The 17,886-nt window shown below is 42.1% G+C and carries 20 protein-coding genes; 3 read left to right on the plus strand and 17 right to left on the minus strand.

The genetic code is table 11. The features are described 5' to 3' along the window. Nucleotides 1-2: 2 nt before the first annotated feature. Nucleotides 3-413 carry a methylmalonyl-CoA epimerase gene (gene mce / locus NST15_RS11065; RefSeq protein ID WP_342498538.1) on the minus strand — a complete coding sequence of 137 codons (411 nt, stop codon included), beginning with the start codon at nucleotides 411-413 and terminating at the stop codon, nucleotides 3-5. Nucleotides 414-514: 101 nt separating this feature from the next. Here mce and prli42 point away from each other — a divergent pair, with 101 nt between their 5' ends. Beyond that, nucleotides 515-607 (plus strand): stressosome-associated protein Prli42, encoded by a 93-nt coding sequence (gene prli42 / locus NST15_RS11070; protein WP_017357951.1) that lies wholly within the window; start codon nucleotides 515-517, stop codon nucleotides 605-607. Between the two features lie 39 nt (nucleotides 608-646). Here the strand turns inward: prli42 and NST15_RS11075 are convergent, their stop codons facing one another. The 6 genes from NST15_RS11075 to NST15_RS11100 form a co-directional block, all read right to left on the minus strand. Beyond that, nucleotides 647-1,156 (minus strand): L,D-transpeptidase, encoded by a 510-nt coding sequence (locus NST15_RS11075; protein ID WP_342498539.1) that lies wholly within the window; start codon nucleotides 1,154-1,156, stop codon nucleotides 647-649. 52 nt (nucleotides 1,157-1,208) lie between these two features. After that, a complete protein-coding gene (locus NST15_RS11080; protein ID WP_007501130.1) occupies nucleotides 1,209-2,162 on the minus strand; it encodes an aromatic acid exporter family protein in 954 nt (317 codons plus the stop codon). Nucleotides 2,163-2,273: 111 nt separating this feature from the next. Further along, nucleotides 2,274-2,996 (minus strand): amino acid ABC transporter ATP-binding protein, encoded by a 723-nt coding sequence (locus NST15_RS11085; RefSeq protein ID WP_017357952.1) that lies wholly within the window; start codon nucleotides 2,994-2,996, stop codon nucleotides 2,274-2,276. Continuing rightward, complete coding sequence (locus NST15_RS11090; protein ID WP_024718895.1) at nucleotides 2,989-3,648, minus strand: amino acid ABC transporter permease; 660 nt, start codon at nucleotides 3,646-3,648, stop codon at nucleotides 2,989-2,991. The genes NST15_RS11085 and NST15_RS11090 overlap by 8 nt, the downstream gene beginning before the upstream one ends. Nucleotides 3,649-3,769: 121 nt before the next feature. Further along, entirely contained in the window at nucleotides 3,770-4,534 is a 765-nt protein-coding gene (locus NST15_RS11095) for a transporter substrate-binding domain-containing protein (RefSeq protein ID WP_017357953.1), read from the minus strand. 196 nt (nucleotides 4,535-4,730) lie between these two features. Continuing rightward, the gene (locus NST15_RS11100; protein WP_007501138.1) at nucleotides 4,731-5,168 is read right to left on the minus strand and encodes a BrxA/BrxB family bacilliredoxin; all 438 of its coding nucleotides are present in this window, start codon (nucleotides 5,166-5,168) and stop codon (nucleotides 4,731-4,733) included. Between the two features lie 167 nt (nucleotides 5,169-5,335). Between NST15_RS11100 and NST15_RS11105 the strand changes: the two genes are divergently transcribed. After that, nucleotides 5,336-6,229 (plus strand): YegS/Rv2252/BmrU family lipid kinase, encoded by an 894-nt coding sequence (locus tag NST15_RS11105; protein ID WP_008342237.1) that lies wholly within the window; start codon nucleotides 5,336-5,338, stop codon nucleotides 6,227-6,229. A 12-nt stretch (nucleotides 6,230-6,241) separates the two neighbouring features. Here the strand turns inward: NST15_RS11105 and NST15_RS11110 are convergent, their stop codons facing one another. From NST15_RS11110 to NST15_RS11150, 9 genes are all read right to left on the minus strand, one after another. Continuing rightward, on the minus strand, nucleotides 6,242-6,535 hold the full coding sequence (locus NST15_RS11110; protein WP_008342236.1) for a YesK-like family protein: 294 nt from the start codon (nucleotides 6,533-6,535) through the stop codon (nucleotides 6,242-6,244). Between the two features lie 68 nt (nucleotides 6,536-6,603). Beyond that, entirely contained in the window at nucleotides 6,604-7,860 is a 1,257-nt protein-coding gene (locus NST15_RS11115) for a dihydrolipoamide acetyltransferase family protein (protein WP_008342235.1), read from the minus strand. Nucleotides 7,861-7,879: 19 nt separating this feature from the next. Beyond that, nucleotides 7,880-8,863 (minus strand): alpha-ketoacid dehydrogenase subunit beta, encoded by a 984-nt coding sequence (locus NST15_RS11120; protein ID WP_007501148.1) that lies wholly within the window; start codon nucleotides 8,861-8,863, stop codon nucleotides 7,880-7,882. 12 nt (nucleotides 8,864-8,875) lie between these two features. Continuing rightward, the gene (locus NST15_RS11125) at nucleotides 8,876-9,868 is read right to left on the minus strand and encodes a thiamine pyrophosphate-dependent dehydrogenase E1 component subunit alpha (RefSeq protein ID WP_039955993.1); all 993 of its coding nucleotides are present in this window, start codon (nucleotides 9,866-9,868) and stop codon (nucleotides 8,876-8,878) included. A gap of 17 nt (nucleotides 9,869-9,885) precedes the next feature. Then, nucleotides 9,886-11,310: a dihydrolipoyl dehydrogenase gene (gene lpdA, locus NST15_RS11130; RefSeq protein ID WP_008342233.1), complete on the minus strand. Its 1,425-nt coding sequence runs from the start codon at nucleotides 11,308-11,310 to the stop codon at nucleotides 9,886-9,888. After that, on the minus strand, nucleotides 11,300-12,427 hold the full coding sequence (gene buk, locus NST15_RS11135) for a butyrate kinase (RefSeq protein ID WP_139761155.1): 1,128 nt from the start codon (nucleotides 12,425-12,427) through the stop codon (nucleotides 11,300-11,302). Before buk ends, lpdA begins: the two co-directional genes overlap by 11 nt. A gap of 27 nt (nucleotides 12,428-12,454) precedes the next feature. Continuing rightward, nucleotides 12,455-13,549 (minus strand): branched-chain amino acid dehydrogenase, encoded by a 1,095-nt coding sequence (bcd, locus tag NST15_RS11140; protein ID WP_007501155.1) that lies wholly within the window; start codon nucleotides 13,547-13,549, stop codon nucleotides 12,455-12,457. A 25-nt stretch (nucleotides 13,550-13,574) separates the two neighbouring features. After that, on the minus strand, nucleotides 13,575-14,468 hold the full coding sequence (gene yqiS / locus NST15_RS11145; protein ID WP_008342231.1) for a phosphate butyryltransferase: 894 nt from the start codon (nucleotides 14,466-14,468) through the stop codon (nucleotides 13,575-13,577). Nucleotides 14,469-14,593: 125 nt separating this feature from the next. Beyond that, complete coding sequence (locus NST15_RS11150) at nucleotides 14,594-16,666, minus strand: sigma-54-dependent Fis family transcriptional regulator (protein WP_008342230.1); 2,073 nt, start codon at nucleotides 16,664-16,666, stop codon at nucleotides 14,594-14,596. 149 nt (nucleotides 16,667-16,815) lie between these two features. On the opposite strand from NST15_RS11150, the gene NST15_RS11155 reads away from it, so the two are divergent. Beyond that, nucleotides 16,816-17,052, plus strand: coding sequence for a DUF2627 domain-containing protein (locus tag NST15_RS11155; protein ID WP_008342229.1), 237 nt, complete (start codon nucleotides 16,816-16,818; stop codon nucleotides 17,050-17,052). A 33-nt stretch (nucleotides 17,053-17,085) separates the two neighbouring features. On the opposite strand, the gene NST15_RS11160 is transcribed toward NST15_RS11155, so the two are convergent. After that, on the minus strand, nucleotides 17,086-17,823 hold the full coding sequence (locus tag NST15_RS11160; protein ID WP_008342228.1) for a glycerophosphodiester phosphodiesterase: 738 nt from the start codon (nucleotides 17,821-17,823) through the stop codon (nucleotides 17,086-17,088). Nucleotides 17,824-17,886: the final 63 nt, after the last annotated feature.

A 17,886-nucleotide genomic window follows, 5' to 3' on the forward strand; every position in this document is an offset into this window, starting at 1 on the left:
TCCTATTTCTCTCCTTTCAATGGCGCACACAATTCAAATAGCACACCTGACGTTTCTTTTGGTGAAATAAACGCAATGCGCTTTCCGTTCGCACCATTTTGTGCGTCCTTTTGAATGAGCTGTATGCCGAGCTCGTCAAGTTGACTGAGATCAGCCTGAATGTCACCTGACTTTAATGCAATATGATGAAGCCCCTCTCCTCTTTTTGTTAAGAAGGTATGTAATGTGCTGTGATTTGACATCGGTTCAATCAACTCAATGTGCAGATTACCTAGGGAAGCAAAAGATACTTTGACCCCTTGATTCGGAAGTACTTCTATGTCTGAAAATTCCCAGTTAAACAGCCTGGAGAACATACATGCTGTTTTTTGAATAGAAAAAACGGCAATGGCAATATGATCGATTTGATTCATCCGTTCACTTCCTTTGTACATCACTTGTCGCCTGCGTAAAAACGAGCTAGAATAAAGAAAGGTGCGCTCGTCGCAAAAACATTTGATTATAGGGGTGCGATATGTCTCAGAAATTCATGAAATTTATGGTATTGCTCATGATTAGCTTACTGTTAATTTCTTCACTTTTAGCAGGAGCGGCAGCCTTTTTATAAAGTGTTGATAAAAAAGCAGACAAGCAGGTGATTCGTTTTTTAACGAATGGCCTGTTTGTCTTTAGCCAGTTTTTCAAATGCATCGCTTGATTTCGTGATCCATACTTTTGTACCAACTGGAAGCTGATCAAATAGCCGTTCTACATCTTGATTATGAAGACGTACACAGCCTGCCGTAATAAATTCCCCTATCGATGTCTCATCACTTGTTCCATGAATGCCATAGATTCTCCCGTCGGTTCCTCGCGCATCAAATCCAATCCACCTTCGGCCGAGTGGGTTATTCTTTGCGCCGCCTTCAATATTTTTTCTTCTGTAATAAGGATCTTTCGCTTTGATCATAATCGTAAATTCACCTTCTGGCGTTAAATCAGCTGTTTTGCCAGTAGAAGCCGGGTAGACTTTTTGAATTTTCCCATGATCAATATACGCAAGCTCATTCGTTTGTTTATTAATAATGACATACGGATCACCTGGAAGCGGGTTTTGCCCGAGCGGCCAGATGGGTGAAAGGGACATGGTCAGCACAGTATAAAATAAAAGACGCATAGGCTCCTCCTTTTTCATTAGATTGACCAATGAAGGAGGAACTCATGCGTCTTTATTCTTTCATCCCTTTAAAATAACTTTTCAGCACCAAATATTGTTCCATTTCCCCGAGAAAATGAAAGAGTGCGGCTCTAGCTTCAAATTCTTCACGTGTTTGCGGAAGCGGCAGTGCATCAAACTCTTCTTTCATATCAATCAGGCGTCTTAAGAACTTATGCGCTGTGTTCCCTGGGTGAATATGTTCTCGTAAATCTCTAATATATTCTGCAATGATTTGCCCATGCTCCGTTGTAACAGAAATGGACGTAATTTTCGGAAGCACCCGCTCAATGATTTCAAATTGCTTTTGTCTCATGTTGAAATAATGATAATACAGATTTTCATGTCTTAAGACATGGTTTTCAACATCACGGTATGCAAGAGCTTTCGCTTCTTTAATCAATTGATGCGTCTCTGGTATTTCTTTTCCTGTCCAGTCTTGTTTTCCGGTCATTAAATATTGCTCGATTTCTTCAAAGATTTTCGCAAAATTCGCTTCAATCTGTTCACTGTATTGTTTCAGCTTTTTATCAACGCTAGGCATATACAGGTTCATAATGAGTGCGACCCCTACACCAATGGTGATGAGTAAAAGCTCATTCCAGATGAGATGAAGCGTAATGCCTCCAGACATATACAAATGAAGGATAATCACTGAACTTGTGACAATCCCTTCTTTAATCCGAAGCAAGACCGTTGTTGGAATAAAGACGAGCAGCATTAGTCCAATGACGAAAGGATGATACCCAATCAGATCAAAAAATAAATAAGAAAATAAGATGGCAAGACTGCATGCGGCAAAGCGGGCCCCAGATGCGAGGAGTGACCTTTTTTTCGTCACCTGAATACATAAGATCGTAATAATGCCGGCAGCTGAATAGTTTTGCAGACCGAGCATTTGTGCAATGTAAATGGCTAGAGCTGTTCCTAATGCTGTTTTCAGCGTTCGGTAGCCGATTTTAAACATGATGTGATTCACTCTTTTCTGTCTACTTTTGTGAAATGATGAACTTTTTTTACTTTCCCCATTATAATCAAAAAAAGAAGGAGATGTTAAGTCTCCTCCTCGTTTTTTTCATTATAATATTTTTTGTAAGAAATCTTGAGCACGCTGTGAAGACGGAGATTCAAAGAATTCTACAGGATTGGCATCCTCTACAATTTTCCCATCATCCATAAAGATCACACGGTCTGCCACTTCTTTTGCAAAGCCCATTTCATGTGTGACGATCATCAGCGTCATCCCAGATTGAGCGAGCTCTTTCATGACCTCTAATACTTCCTTTACCATTTCTGGATCAAGAGCAGACGTCGGCTCGTCAAAAAGCATGATATCTGGTGTCATCGCAAGGGCACGTGCAATGGCGACACGCTGCTTTTGACCACCTGACAGCCGATTCGGATAATCATCTTTTTTCTCTAGAAGTCCGACCTTTTTTAAAAGCTCCTCTGCCTGCTTGATGCTGTCTTCCTTCGATTGGTTCTTTACATTCATTGGCGCATACGTAATATTTTCTAGCACTGTTTTGTGCGGGAATAAGTGAAAATGCTGAAACACCATACCAATATTTTCGCGCACTTTTAATGCATTTGTTTTTGGATTGGTAATTTCCGTCCCCTGAATCGTAATCACTCCAGAAGTCGGTTTTTCAAGTAAGTTAATACAGCGAAGAAATGTTGATTTTCCTGAACCAGACGGCCCGATGACAGCTACCACTTCGCCTTCTTTAATCGTGGTATCAATCCCTTTCAACACTTCATTTTTACCGAAAGATTTTGTGAGTTTCTCTATTTTAATCATTTGATTTTAACTTCCTTTCCACCGATTTGCCGACGAAGGTAAGAATAAGCACGATGACATAATAGATGAGACCCGCAAAAATAAGCGGTTCAAGATAGTTATAGGTGACGGCACCTGCTTGATAAGCTCGTCTCATGACATCGCCCAGTCCAATGACTGTGACAATCGCTGATTCTTTTGTCAGTGTAATCGTTTCGTTCACAAGTGCTGGTGAAATATTTTTGAATGCTTGCGGAAGCAATAAGTCCTTCATCATTTTAGCATACGGAATACCTAAAGCAACGGCCGCTTCTTTTTGCCCTTTATCAATGGCATTGATTCCTGCACGAATGATCTCAGAAACGTACGCCGCCGAGTTTAGTGAAAATGCGGCTACAGCTGCCCAGTATTGATCAATTTGAAAGCCGAGCAGCTGGGGAAGACCAAAATAAATAATCAAAAGCTGAAGCACAAGCGGTGTGCCTCGGAAGATTGACGTATAAAAATCTGCTAGCCAGATAAGCGGCTTAAATACACTAATTTTACAGAGCGTTAATAAGATTCCTAAAATAAAACCAAGGAACAATGATACCACAACAATAGAAAGCGTTACTTTAAGACCTTCTAAAATAAAGGGCATCTGAGGTATTACATCTTTAAAATCCATCATGATATTCTCCTTTTTTTCCTTCAGATAAAATCAAAGAATAAAACAGGAAAAAAGTTCAACACATGTTGAACTTTTCAGCGCTTTCTACTTGATTTTCATGAATGACGCTGATCCTTTTCCTGACTTACTTTTCATCAGCAAACCATTTTTTAATTAGTTTATCAAGTTCGCCATTATCCTTCATTTCTTTTAATGATTTATTGAATTTCGCTGTTAAGTCGCTATTTTTTTTGAATGCAATGGCTGAACCTTCGTTTGAGCTATTCAATCCAAACGCTTGGAAATCTTTTTCCTTTTTCAAGTAGCCAGCCGCTACTTTATCTTCAATAATGGCTGCATCAAAACGGCCTGCCTTAATTTCTTGAATGATATCAGAGATTTTATTACGATCTTCGACCGTTAAGTTATATTTCTTTTGCAATCCATTTGCTTCATCTTGCTGGATAGAACCTAATTGAACACCAACCGTTTTGTCTTTTAAATCTTTCTCTGTTTTCATACCGCTAGATTTCTTTGATACAACCAAGTTTTCAGCATTGTAGTAAACATCTGAGAAATCAACTTGTTTTTTACGCTTTTCAGTAGGTGTCATGCCTGCAAGCACAATATCAGCTTTATTTGTTTTAAGAGCTGACACGAGGCTTGCAAAGTCCATATCTTGAATTTCTAGCTTGTAGCCGTTCTTTTTCGCTAGAGCTGTAGCAAGGTCGACATCAAAACCGATAATTTTATCACCGTCTTTTGATTCAAATGGCGGATAATCTGCTGAAGTCGCCATAATGAGTGTTTTGTCGTCTCCTGATGCGTTTGAATTATTAGAAGAAGTTCCGCATGCTGCTAATGCAGCTGCAAGACCAGCTGTCATAAGTAATAATAACCACTTTTTCATATGATAATGCCTCCTAGTATTTAAAATCATGAGTAGATTTGAATATTTATTCACTATAATGTATTTTAAACACTTTCTTTTTGATATGCAATAGTATTTTGCTAAAATTATTTTGATTCGTATGTCATGTAAAACAAAAAAGCAGACCGATCAAAAGACCGGACTGCATTTGAATAATTCATTCAAAAGTAACATGTTACACTTCTTCGCAATACTCATCGAAAGCGGCTTGAAGTTTTGACACCACTTCCATCGGTTCATGTCCTTCGATTTCGTGACGTTCGACCATTTTAATGATTTTCCCGTCTTTTAATAGAGCAAATGATGGTGAAGATGGCGGGAAGCCTTCAAAGTATTCACGTGCTCTTGCGGTTGCTTCTTTGTCCTGTCCAGCAAACACTGTGAGCAATTGATCTGGACGCTTATCGTAATGAACAGAATAACCAGCCGCTGGTCTTGCAATACCGCCTGCACAGCCGCACACTGAATTCACCATAACAAGTGTCGTTCCTTTTTTCGTTAGCGCTTCATCAACTTCTTCAGCTGTTGTCAGCTCCGTATAGCCTGCCTGTTTAATTTCTTCTCGTGCTTGTTTCACGATATCATTCATAAATAAATTAAAATCAATATTCATAACCGTCCACTCCTTCTACGTACAAAACCATTTTAACTACATCATATCAAGGAAAACGCCGGCGGGCAAATGTCTTGTTTCGCCCCCTTCACTTTTTTCAAACGTCGTTTATGACCTGTGGAATTGGGGAAAAGTGATAATAAAGTGATGAAAGGGAGAACTGCGTGATGGCACAATTCAAAAAAGCGATACTCATTTATAACGGAAATGCTGGACAAAAAAACATGGAAAAAACACTAGGTCAAACAGTGCCTCTTCTTTCTTTACATATTGATGAACTCATCCTTAAGCCTACAAAACAGCCAAATGATGCCTATCATTTCTGCCGCGAGATGGATGAGTCGATTGAATTGTTGATTATACTAGGCGGAGACGGAACCGTCCATGAATGTATGAATGGAATTGGCGGTTTAGAAAAAAGGCCAGCTGTAGCGATTTTACCTGGCGGGACGTGCAATGACTTTTCTAGAACGCTAGGCATCCCGCAGCAGATGCCAAAGGCCGCTCAAATGGTGATAGATGGCACTGAAAAAAAGGTCGATTTAATCAAAGCAGATGATCGATACCTTTTAAATTTTTGGGGGATTGGTCTCATCGCAGATACCTCAAACAATATTAATGATAAAGAAAAAGCTGTCCTCGGAAAAATCAGTTACTTCACGAGCGCTCTTCGAACCCTTCAGCAGACAGAACCTTTCTACGTACGCATTGAAACCGAAGAGGAAAACTGGGAAGAAGAAGCTGTGATTGTCCTTGTCATGAATGGGCACTTTATCGGTACAAATAAAATAGATCTGCCAAATGCTTCAATTGATGATGGAAAAGCCGAAATTTTAATTTGCAGAAATACGAGTTTCTCTGCTTTAAAAGAGATTTTTTCAATGAACCGCGAAGAGCTAGAAGATTTTAAAGGTGACCTGTCTCTTATTCAAGCATCCCGCATTCATATTCATACAAAAGAGGAAATGGATGCAGATACAGATGGTGAGGTATATATGACTGCTCCTTCTTCCCTTGAAGTATTAAAACAGCATTTGACCTTTATTGTTCCAGCAGAATAAAAAGCGCCTGCATCATTTCGATGCGGGCGTTTTTTTGATATAACGTCTGTATAAATATTCAAGTGCATACCCTAGCAGTGTACCTATAAGAAGGGAAATGCCTAATAAACTATTGGCGACTCCTTTAAATCCACCTATCATCAACAAGCAATAGGCGATTTGAATGATTGAAACGATTGATATGATTAGCAGTAAGCGTTCAGGATGATTGCGTGATTTGGAAATATACCGAAGAAAAGCGAACGCAATGGCTGTTATAAACATCAGACCAATCGTAAGAAAAGCAAAGAAATCTAATCCAGACATCTCATCGCTCCTTTCTGATTGATATGGAAATCCCCCTCTCATTGTGAGAAGGGGACATATAAATGAGCTTAATAGACGGACGTCTCTTCGTCAATGCCTTCAAGAATTTGTTTAATTCTTTGCAGGAATCTACCGCATACAAGACCATCGAGTACTCTATGATCTAATGAAAGACAAAGATTCACCATATCTCTTGCGGCAATCATACCATTTACAATCATCGGGCGCTTTACAATAGATTCTACTTGTAAAATGGCTGCTTGCGGATAGTTAATGATCCCCATTGATTGAACTGAACCAAATGATCCTGTGTTGTTCACAGTGAAAGTGCCGCCTTCCATGTCACTTTGCTTCAGTTTGCCTTGTCTGACCTTGGAAGCAAGTTCATGAATTTCTTTGGCGATTCCCTTAATCGTTTTCTCATCCGCATCTTTAATCACTGGGACAAAAAGAGCGTCATCTGTTGCAACAGCAATGGAGACGTTGATCGCTTTCTTTTGAACAATTTTATCTCCAGCCCACATGCTGTTCATTTCAGGAAATTCCTTTAAGGCCTGAGCCACTGCTTTGACAAAGAATGCAAAGAACGTCAAATTAAAGCCTTCTTTTGCTTTGAATTGATCTTTTAGCTGATTTCTTCTTGTCACAAGGTTTGTCACATCCACTTCCATCATCGTCCAGGCATGTGGAATTTCATGCTTGCTTCTTAGCATATTTGCGGCAATCGCCTGTCTAATCGGTGTGACCGGCAGTTCAACATCTCCAGGCATTGAAGAGATGGAAGGAGCCGCTTTTGCTTGTGACGGCTTCGCAGGCTCTGGTTGACCCGCACTATCACTCACAGGTGCTGCCGTTTCTTGTGCGCCTCCACTTTCGATAAGCTTCAGCAAATCTTTTCTTGTGATTCTGCCGCCAGCTCCCGTTCCTTGAACAGCCGCTAAATCAATTCCGTGCTCATCTGCTAAACGCAGGACTGCCGGAGAGTATCGTTTCTTTTGACTCTGATCCACATTTGTTTGGTCAGGTTCTGGTGCTTCATCTTGCGCAGGCGCCTCTTCTGTTTTCGCACTCTGCTGCGCACTGCCTTCTACTTCAATTTCACAAAACACTTCTCCTACTTGAAGTGTATCACCCTCTGCAGCCGCTAGTTTAGTGATTGTTCCTGTAAAGGATGACGGAACCTCTGCATTTACTTTATCTGTCATAACTTCCGCAATCGGATCGTATTTATTCACATGATCGCCAGGTGAAACGAGCCATTTGCTAATGGTTCCTTCTGTTACACTTTCACCAAGCTGAGGCATTTTCATTTGTTCAGTTGCCACTTTGAAACCCTCCTCTTTCTTAAAACGCCGCTAGTTCTCTCATTTCAGCTTCTACCTTATCCGGATTAACCATGAAGAATTTCTCCATTGTCGGTGCATAAGGCATTGCAGGGATATCAGGTCCTGCTAGACGTTTAATTGGCGCATCTAAATCAAACAAGCAGTGCTCTGAAATGATGGCAGCCACTTCACTCATGATGCTTCCTTCTTTTGTATCTTCTGTTAACAAGAGTACTTTCCCTGTTTTTGATGCCGCTTCAATAATCGCTTCTTGATCAAGCGGGTACACTGTACGTAAATCGAGAATATGAGCAGAAATTCCGTCCTTCGCAAGGCGCTCTGCTGCTTGGAGGGCAAAATGAACACAAAGGCCATATGTAATGACCGTAATGTCATCGCCTTCTCGTTTCACATCCGCTTTTCCAATAGGGAGCGTATAATCCTCTTCAGGCACTTCTCCTTTAATGAGACGGTATGCACGTTTGTGTTCAAAGAACAATACAGGATCTGGATCACGCACTGCGGCTTTTAACAACCCTTTGACATCATAAGGTGTAGAAGGCATCACAATCTTTAAGCCTGGCTGATTGGCAAAAATGGCTTCGACCGATTGTGAATGATAAAGCGCCCCGTGTACGCCGCCCCCGTAAGGAGCACGAATGACCATTGGGCAGCTCCAATCATTATTGGAACGATATCTAATTTTTGCAGCCTCTGAAATGATTTGGTTGATGGCTGGCATAATAAAATCCGCAAATTGCATCTCCGCGATCGGACGCATTCCATACATAGCAGCCCCAATACCTACACCTGCAATCGCTGATTCGGCAAGAGGCGTATCCATGACGCGTGCTTCTCCAAATTGCTCGTAAAGACCCGCTGTTGCTTTAAATACGCCGCCTTTTTTCCCGACATCCTCTCCGAGCACAAACACTTTCGGATCTCGCTCCATTTCTTCTTTCATCGCTAGTGTAATAGCGTCTATATATGACATAACAGGCATTTTTCTTCCCCCTTACTCCGCATACACGTAACGAAGTGCGCTTTCTGCATCGGCATAAGCTGCATTTTCCGCTTCATCAGTGGCTTCGTTTACGATTTGCATGATTTCTTTGGTCATGTCTTCTTTCATTTCAGAACTCATGACATTTCCTTCGATTAAGTACGTTTCATATTGAATGAGCGGATCTTTCTTTCTTGCTTCGAGCACTTCTTCCTTTTCTCGATAGCTAGAATCATCGTCATCACTTGAATGCGCAGTTAACCGGTAAGAAATGGTTTCAATCAATGTTGGGCCTTCACCTCTTGCTGCACGGTCTCTCGCTTCTTTGACCGCTGCATACACTTCAAGCGGATCATTTCCATCAACCGTCACACCAGGCATTCCGTACCCTATTGCACGATCTGAAATACGCTCACATGCCACTTGTTTGTCATACGGGACAGAAATCGCATACTTATTGTTTTCACACATGAAAATAACAGGCAGCTTATGCACCGCAGCAAAGTTGGCGCCTTCGTGGAAGTCTCCTTGGTTTGAAGAGCCTTCACCGAACGTGACAAAGCTAACAAAATTCTTTTGCTCTAGACGCCCGGCAAGTGCGATGCCAACCGCATGAGGAACCTGCGTTGTCACAGGTGATGATCCAGTCACAATTCGGTTTGATCTTTGCCCAAAATGACCTGGCATCTGTCTCCCGCCTGAGTTTGGATCGTCTTTTTTCGCAAAACCAGACATCATTAAATCTTTCGCCGTCATCCCGAATGCAAGGACAACCCCCATATCACGGTAATAAGGTAAAACGTAATCCTCTTCCCTATTGAGGGCAAAAGCGGCACCGACTTGCTGCGCTTCCTGTCCTTGACAAGAGATGACGAATGGAATTTTTCCAGAACGGTTTAACAGCCACATCCGTTCATCAATTTTTCTTGCTAAAAGCATGGTTCTATATATGTCAATCGCTTGTTCATCTGATAATCCTAATTCCTGATGACGCATGTTACTCATCATGTTTCCCTCCTTGATTAAAAATGGATCGCCTTTCCGTCAACAGCCAGTGCTGCCTCGCCAATTGCCTCTGACAAGGTTGGATGCGGGTGGATCGTCTGCCCCACTTCCCACGGAGTTGCATCTAGTACTTTAGCTAATCCAGCTTCAGATATCATATCTGTTACATGAGGACCAATCATATGAATCCCTAAGATATCATCTGTCTTTTGGTCAGCAATGATTTTGACAAATCCATCAGACTCTCCAAATACAAGCGCTTTTCCAATCGCCATGAAGGGAAACTTCCCAATCTTGACTTCGTAGCCTTGCTCTTTTGCCGCCTGTTCAGTCAGCCCAACACTAGCGGTTTCTGGGTGAGAGTAAACACATTTAGACACGAGCGTTTCATCAAGCGGCTTTGGATCTTGACCAGCCATATGTTCTACTGCAATCATGCCTTCATGTGATGCGACATGCGCCAGCTGAAGACCGCCAATGACATCACCTATTGCGTAAATATGCGACTCTTTCGTTTGATAATGCTCATTCACGACAATGCCTTGCTTTTCTGTCTGAATGTCCGTGTTTTCAAGACCTATGCCTTCCACGTTTGGCACTCGGCCAACTGAAAGAAGCAGTTTCTCTGCTTCAAACGACTGAGTGTCTCCACCTTGTTCCACTTGGATCTTGACGAGATTCTCGTGCTTTTCGGCAGTATCTGGCAGAACCTTCGCATTTGTCACTAAGGTAATCCCTTTCTTCGTCAAAAGCTTTTCCATTTCTTTAGAAATGTCTTGATCCTCTGTTGGTAAAATGCGATCTGCAAATTCGATCACTGTGACTTTTACGCCAAAATCGTTAAGCATGGAAGCCCACTCGATCCCAATCACGCCTCCGCCGACAATCAGCATGGACTGAGGAAGTTCTTGCAGTTCAAGTGCTTCATCTGATGTAAGGATGTGTGTTCCATCCGCTTCAAGCCCAGGCAGGACGCGCGGTCTTGATCCAGTCGCAATGATGACCTGCTTTGGAATCAGCATTTCATTTTCATCGCCATTCGCCATTTCTACCGAGATCGTGCCTGGCATTGGCGAAAAGATCGAAGGGCCTAGGATACGGCCTATTCCTTCGTATACATCAATTTTCCCTTGTTTCATTAAGTGTTTGACGCCGCCTGCTAATTTGTCGACAATCTCTGTTTTTCTTTTTTGTACGCTTGCAAATTGTAAGGCAATTCCGCTTGCTTCAACGCCAAAATCAGCGGCACGTTTGACCGTTTGATAGACTTCTGCACTTCTAAGAAGCGCTTTAGATGGGATACAGCCTTTATGAAGACATGTTCCACCGAGCTTTGATTTTTCTACGACTGCTGTTTTCAATCCAAGTTGAGAGGCACGAATGGCCGCTACATAGCCGCCTGTGCCTCCACCAAGAATGACGAGGTCATATTCAGTTGCCATGACTTGTCACTCCTTTCTCCGCCTTTTGATCATTTGGGTATTCTTTTGGTGTTTCTTCTTCTTTTAAAATACGAAGCGCCCCTTCTGCTAAGGATTGCAATTCATTTTCACCTGGGTACACAACAACATCTGAAATCCAGTCAATGTATCCTCTAATGCTTGACGTAATTTGTTTGCTGTACGCAAGGCCGCCTGTTAACACAATGACGTCTACAGCTCCTTTTAAGACCGCACTAGCCGCACCGATTTCTTTGGCAATTTGATAGCACATCGCTTCATAAATAAGCGCCGCACGCTCATCACCTGCTTCGATCATGCGCTCTACTTTTACTGCATCTGTCGTGCCAAGATAGCCCGCAAGACCGCCTTCACCAATAATGCGTTTGAGCATTTCCTCTTGCGAATATTCACCAGAAAAGCATAAATTGACAAGGTCGCCTGTTGGAAGAGTACCTGCCCGCTCTGGGCTGAAAGGACCCTCGCCATGAAGACCGTTATTCACATCAATGACTTTTCCTTTTTGATGTACACCAATCGTAATTCCGCCGCCCATATGGGTAATGATCATGTTCAAATCTTCATAACGTTTTCCAAACGAAGCAGCCGTTTTTCTTGCGACTGCTTTTTGATTTAACGCATGAAAAATGCTTTTCCGCTCAATTGTTGGCAGTCCTGAAATACGAGCAATCGGCTGTAGTTCATCTACGACTACTGGGTCCACAATAAAAGCTGGGATGTTAAGACCAAGTGCAATTTCTCGGGCAATGATTCCGCCTAGATTAGAGGCGTGCTGGCCAGCATACCCTTCTTTTAGATCTTCAACCATTTGCTCATTTACTTCATATGTGCCACCTTCAATCGGACGAAGAAGACCACCGCGTGCGCAAACTGCATCAAACTTTGAGATGTTCATCCCCTGTTCATGCAGTGTTTTCAAAATGGTTTCTTTACGGAATGAAAATTGATCAATGATATGAGGAAACTGCTTGATTTCCTCATCTGTATGTCTTAATGTCGTTTCAAAAATAGATCGTTCATTATGAAACACACCGATTTTTGTTGAGGTAGAGCCAGGATTAATAGTGAGAATACGCCATTCTTTTGTCAGCAAAAACAAAACCTCCGTTTCAACTCATTCATCCATTTAGCGACGACTTAAAATATGTTGACCATTTTGCAGGAATTGGCTTCTTGATTTGCGCATTCTTTCAATTCTCTCTTCAGCCAATCGGTCTGCCGCTTTATAAGTTGGAATGGCATCACGGTTAGAGATTTCAATCACTCGCTCAATGTTTTGGTAAATGCCTTCTACTTTTTTCATTGCACGATCTGCATTATAGCCATAAAGCTCATCTGCAACGTTAATCACACCGCCTGCATTGATCACATAATCCGGTGCGTACACAATGCCCATTTCATGAATAAGATCTCCATGATGTGTTTCTCTCAGCTGGTTATTCGCTGCACCTGCAATGACTTTTGCCTTTAATTTAGGAATCGTCACATCGTTAATGGTTGCACCGAGTGCACATGGTGCGTAAATATCACATTCTTGATCATAAATATCATCAGGGTCTACCGCTTTTGCACCGAAGTCTTCTACAGCTCGCTGAACTGAGTCTTTGTTGATATCAGTGACGATGAGCTGTGCGCCTTCTTCATGCAGGTGTTTACATAGGTTGTAAGCCACGTTTCCAACACCTTGAACGGCAATTGTTTTTCCTTCTAATGAATCTGTACCGAATGCTGCTTTTGCAGCTGCTTTCATCCCTTTATATACACCGTAAGCAGTCACTGGAGATGGGTTTCCTGAAGAACCAAATGCAGGAGAGATTCCTGTGACAAAGTCTGTTTCTTCATGGATAAGATCCATATCTTCTACCGTTGTACCGACATCTTCAGCGGTGATATAACGGCCATTTAATCCTTGAATGTAACGGCCAAAAGCACGGAACATTTCTTCATTCTTGTCTTTTCTCGGATCACCGATGATGACCGTTTTACCGCCGCCAAGGTTTAGCCCTGCCGCCGCATTTTTATAGGTCATACCTCTTGCAAGACGCAAGGCATCTTCGATAGCTGCTTCTTCATTTTCATATGTCCACATTCTTGTTCCGCCGAGTGCTGGCCCAAGTGTTGTATCATGAATGGCAATGATGGCTTTTAAACCAGACTGTTCATCCTGACAAAATACAAGCTGTTCATAATCGTATCGTTCCATATATTTAAAAAGTTCCATTTTCTTTTCCTCCTATTACTTTCACTTAATTTGATGTACAGATGGCAAGTGCAATTGAATAGAGCTTACTTTCTGCTGAATCAGACCGGCTTGTTAAAGCAATCGGGGCCTTCGCTCCTGCCACCACAGCCCCCACTTTTGCATGAGCAAAGTAGATGAGAGATTTATAAAGAATGTTGCCTGCTTCAATGGTTGGCACAAGCAAAATATCAGCATGACCAGCCACATCACTCGTAATATTTTTATGAGAAGCGGCCGTTTGAGAAATGGCATTATCTAAAGCAAGCGGCCCATCAATCAGGCAGCCAGAAATTTGACCTCTTCGATTCATTTGCGCAAGACTTGCAGCTGTGAGTGTCGAATCCATCGCTGGGTTTACGACTTCTACCGCTGATAATACCGCCACTTTGGGCATATCATTTCCGACAGCTTGTGCGACTTGAACGGAATTCACCGTAATTTCTTTCAGCATATTTAAATCAGGCGCAATGTTCATCGCAGAATCCGTCACATAGATAAAACGGTCAAAGCCCGGTACTTCGAAGGCTGCAACATGTGAAAGGACACTCGCTGTCCGAAGCCCATACTCTTTATTTAGGACAGCTTTTAACAATACGGCTGTCGGGACATGACCCTTCATGAGAATATCTGCATGATTTTCACTTACTGCCTGAACGGCAATTTTGGCAGATTCTTCGGGTGAATCTGAATGAATAATATCTATCCAGTCTTCATTGATCTCATGCTGTTTGACTAGCTCCTTTAGGTTGCGTTTGTTTCCAACCAGCAGGAAGCGAGCGACTTTTCGTTCGATTGCCATTTTGATGGCATGAAGCACTTCTTCGTCTTCTGCATGAGCCACAGCCGCTGTTTTATTCTGCAGCTGCGAGGCTTTGATAATCAGATCGTCAAGCTTCATACTTGCCCACCTTTCCTTGTGCTCGGTTCCTCTTTTTATATGCAAGTTCCGTGCCAGCTTGAAATGTGTGAAAAATAAACCTTTTCGCAAAGAAATCATGCAATTTCTTGCAGGTTACGTGCATGTTACTGCATGCTATCTTTTGCAAGCTGATACTTATCCATTTTATAGTAAAGATTTCGAATGCTGATCCCTAACGTTTTTGCTGTTTTTGTACGATTGAATTGATGTTTTTCAAGGGTTTGTTTGATCAGCTGCGCTTCAAATGCTTCTACAGCATCCGAGAGCGTCTCCCCCTCAAATTGACTAACAGCCAGTTCCTGCTGCTCTTTTTCATCATGCTCTTCTGACTCCATGAAGGCGATATGTGCTTCATCGATCCATTCTTCTTGCGGATTCAAAAAGATCATAGCTCGTCCAAGCACATTTTCAAGCTCTCTCACGTTGCCTGGCCAGCTATATGATCGAAGTCTATTAAGCGCACGATCTGTTAAGCCACTGACGTTTCGCCCATAGTCTAAATTGATCTTCTGAATGAGGCGTTTACTTAATGATTCAATATCTTCGAGACGCTGTCTGAGTGGTGGAATCGATATCGGGTATCTGTTCATTCGATAATATAAATCCTCTCTGAACTTACCTTCTGCCATCGCCTTTTCAATATTGACATTTGTCGCTGTGATCACACGCACATCGACCGGTATCGCTTTCGTTCCGCCTACCCGAACAATTTCTTTTTCTTGCATGACACGCAGCAATTTCGCTTGTGTACTTGGCGTCATTTCACCGATTTCATCTAAAAAGATGCTGCCTTGATTGGCTTCTTCAAACAGCCCTTTTTTCCCGCCTCGCCTTGCACCAGAAAACGCTCCTTCCTCGTAGCCAAACAGTTCTGACTCTAAAAGAGTTTCTGATAAGGCAGCACAGTTGACACGGACAAAGCGGTTGTACTTGCGATCACTTTCATTGTGAATGGCATGCGCAAACAGCTCTTTCCCAGTACCTGATTCTCCGCGGAGTAAAATGGTTGCGGGCGTTTTTGCGCCCAGCTTTGCCTGCTCAAGCGCGACAAGCATTTGTTCACTTTCTCCAATAATGTCTTCAAATGTGTACTTTGCTTCAAGTGTTCGGATGAGCTGTCTTGCTTTATTTAATTCATTCGTCAATGATTGGATTTCGGATACATCGTGAATGACCCCGACACTGCCTTTTAGAATGCCGTCAACAATAACAGGTGCTACATTGACGATGACATCTTTTTTGTTTGGACCAACCTTCATTCTGACGCCTCGAACAGGTCTTCTTGTTTCAAGCACCTTTAAGTGCATGCTTTCCCCTTCGGAAATATCAGCTCCTGCTGGTTTACCCACGACCTCTTTATCCGTTAAACCGGTCATTTTCGTATAAGCACGGTTGATCAAGATACCTTTCCCCTGCTCATCGACAACCGATATGGCTTCATCTGATGATTGAATAATAGCCTCAAGCATCGTTCTTACTTCTTTGAGGTTCGTTACTTCCTCCGCAAGCTCCACCGCATCTGTAATGTCTTTAAAGATGGATAAAGCACCTAACATTCTCCCCGCGTCATCAATAATCGGCAGACGGGTGGTCACAATTTGAATTTGCTGATTCAAAAATTGCTTTTGATTAAATTCCGGCTCCCTTGACCTTAATATATCGGGAAGTTTCGTGTTCGGAATCACTTCTCGAATGTGACGGCCAATCGCATCCTTTTGCGAGCACCCCACCATTTTGGCAGCCGATCGATTAAACAGGACCACTTCTTCATCCATATTAATAAAAATCATGCCATCATTCGTTGCATTAAAAATGCGGTCATGTTTATAGGTTTGTTCCTTCAATATTTGAATAAGCTGTTGTTTCTCTGCCATTAATTCTGAAATGACGTATGCCATCGAGCTTGGCACAATCACAGCATGCTCTGGTTTTTGTTCAATTAGTTCCTTCAGTACAGCAGAACTGCCTGTGGTTTCAATGATGATATCAATGTCATCTTTTATGTATTCTTTCCAATCCGTCGTCGTCTCAATTCCATTCTTTTTCGCTTCATCCATCCCCGGTGCCTCGAGATCAAGGTCGGCGATCGCAATGATTTGAACCGTATTTGTTTTCAGCAATGTTTCAAGCAGTGCTGATCCACCTTGTCCTGCACCGACAATCAAGACTCTCTGCATCCCGTTACCCCTTTATATGAAAAATTTTGCACACCATATTTTTCCGTTGCAAAAAATTGCACAACACCTATATTACCACGTTTTCCTTTCTTGACAAAATATTTTTTGAATTAGACAATGGAAGTAAATGACGTTTAAGGGGACATTCGATGGGAAGACTACTCGCATTAGTGATTATTTTAATACCTGGAGCCTTTGCAGCACTTGGCATTAAGCTGCTGCGTGACACTGTTTTCGGCATCATCATTGCACCATTTCCATATTTATGGCTGCAAGGAATTGCAGGGTTGTTATTTTTAGGGGGAGGTCTTTATGTTGTTGCAGGATTTATTTTATATAGGGATCGTAAACGAAATAAAGTAACAACTCGTTTTAAGCAAAGGTAATCATGAAAAAGACCCGCTGTTGATAGCAGGTCTTTATTTCATTTCTTCTCTTATTTTGACGGCACGATCAGGAAAATCTGTAAAGATTCCATCAACACCCAAGGTCAACATATTTTTTATTTGCTTCTCACTGTTTACAGTAAACGGTCTGATCACTTGTTGGTCCGCATGGAGAGCGGATACAACTTCTTTTGTCACCCCAGCGCCCTTTATATTCGGATGGTATCCCTTTGCCGGTATTGTTTTTAAATACATCTCCGGCTGATGAATCACATCCATCGTGAGGACCGCCAGTTCAATGTGCGGCATCAGCTTGTGAAAAAGAGCTAAACTGCCGTGATGAAATGATGAGACAAGCACACGATCCTCTATTTGAAAGTGCTCAATTTGCTCTTTTACTTTCTCTTCAATCCCTGGATATCGATAAATAGAGTTTTTTAATTCAATGTTGATCATAAAGGATGGTCGCTGCGTCACTAGCTCTAATACTTCTTCTAAAAGAGGAATGGAGACCGCACCCGTTTCTTCATAGAAAGAATGACTGGCATCCCCTCTTTTTAACTCTTCATATGTATAGTCTTTCACTAACCCTTTCATATTGGTCGTTCGATTCAGCTTTTCATCGTGAATGACAGCCAGTCTGCCGTCTTTGGTGAGCTGAACATCAAGCTCAATTCCATCCGCTCCAGAATGGAGTGCGTGCTCAAAGGCAATCATGGTGTTCTCTGGATAGTTTCCTTTAAAGCCTCTATGTGCAAAAATTTTCGTCATATGCCACCTCTAAATATGATGATTACCTATATTATGACGTGTCTGTTTTCGTTTTTCCAGTTT

This window comes from Bacillus sp. FSL R5-0820 (assembly GCF_038593385.1).
In the GTDB taxonomy this organism is placed as follows: domain Bacteria; phylum Bacillota; class Bacilli; order Bacillales; family Bacillaceae; genus Bacillus; species Bacillus altitudinis.

Excerpts from the sequence above, each read along its gene's own strand:
- mce (WP_342498538.1), bottom strand. The coding sequence starts at position 413 with ATGAATCAAATCGATCATATTGCCATTGCCGTTTTTTCTATTCAAAAA.
- prli42 (WP_017357951.1), top strand. The coding sequence starts at position 515 with ATGTCTCAGAAATTCATGAAATTTATGGTATTGCTCATGATTAGCTTA.
- NST15_RS11075 (WP_342498539.1), bottom strand. The coding sequence starts at position 1,156 with ATGCGTCTTTTATTTTATACTGTGCTGACCATGTCCCTTTCACCCATC.
- NST15_RS11080 (WP_007501130.1), bottom strand. The coding sequence starts at position 2,162 with ATGTTTAAAATCGGCTACCGAACGCTGAAAACAGCATTAGGAACAGCT.
- NST15_RS11085 (WP_017357952.1), bottom strand. The coding sequence starts at position 2,996 with ATGATTAAAATAGAGAAACTCACAAAATCTTTCGGTAAAAATGAAGTG.
- NST15_RS11095 (WP_017357953.1), bottom strand. The coding sequence starts at position 4,534 with ATGAAAAAGTGGTTATTATTACTTATGACAGCTGGTCTTGCAGCTGCA.
- NST15_RS11100 (WP_007501138.1), bottom strand. The coding sequence starts at position 5,168 with ATGAATATTGATTTTAATTTATTTATGAATGATATCGTGAAACAAGCA.
- NST15_RS11105 (WP_008342237.1), top strand. The coding sequence starts at position 5,336 with ATGGCACAATTCAAAAAAGCGATACTCATTTATAACGGAAATGCTGGA.
- NST15_RS11110 (WP_008342236.1), bottom strand. The coding sequence starts at position 6,535 with ATGTCTGGATTAGATTTCTTTGCTTTTCTTACGATTGGTCTGATGTTT.
- NST15_RS11120 (WP_007501148.1), bottom strand. The coding sequence starts at position 8,863 with ATGCCTGTTATGTCATATATAGACGCTATTACACTAGCGATGAAAGAA.
- NST15_RS11125 (WP_039955993.1), bottom strand. The coding sequence starts at position 9,868 with ATGAGTAACATGCGTCATCAGGAATTAGGATTATCAGATGAACAAGCG.
- lpdA (WP_008342233.1), bottom strand. The coding sequence starts at position 11,310 with ATGGCAACTGAATATGACCTCGTCATTCTTGGTGGAGGCACAGGCGGC.
- bcd (WP_007501155.1), bottom strand. The coding sequence starts at position 13,549 with ATGGAACTTTTTAAATATATGGAACGATACGATTATGAACAGCTTGTA.
- yqiS (WP_008342231.1), bottom strand. The coding sequence starts at position 14,468 with ATGAAGCTTGACGATCTGATTATCAAAGCCTCGCAGCTGCAGAATAAA.
- NST15_RS11150 (WP_008342230.1), bottom strand. The coding sequence starts at position 16,666 with ATGCAGAGAGTCTTGATTGTCGGTGCAGGACAAGGTGGATCAGCACTG.
- NST15_RS11155 (WP_008342229.1), top strand. The coding sequence starts at position 16,816 with ATGGGAAGACTACTCGCATTAGTGATTATTTTAATACCTGGAGCCTTT.
- NST15_RS11160 (WP_008342228.1), bottom strand. The coding sequence starts at position 17,823 with ATGACGAAAATTTTTGCACATAGAGGCTTTAAAGGAAACTATCCAGAG.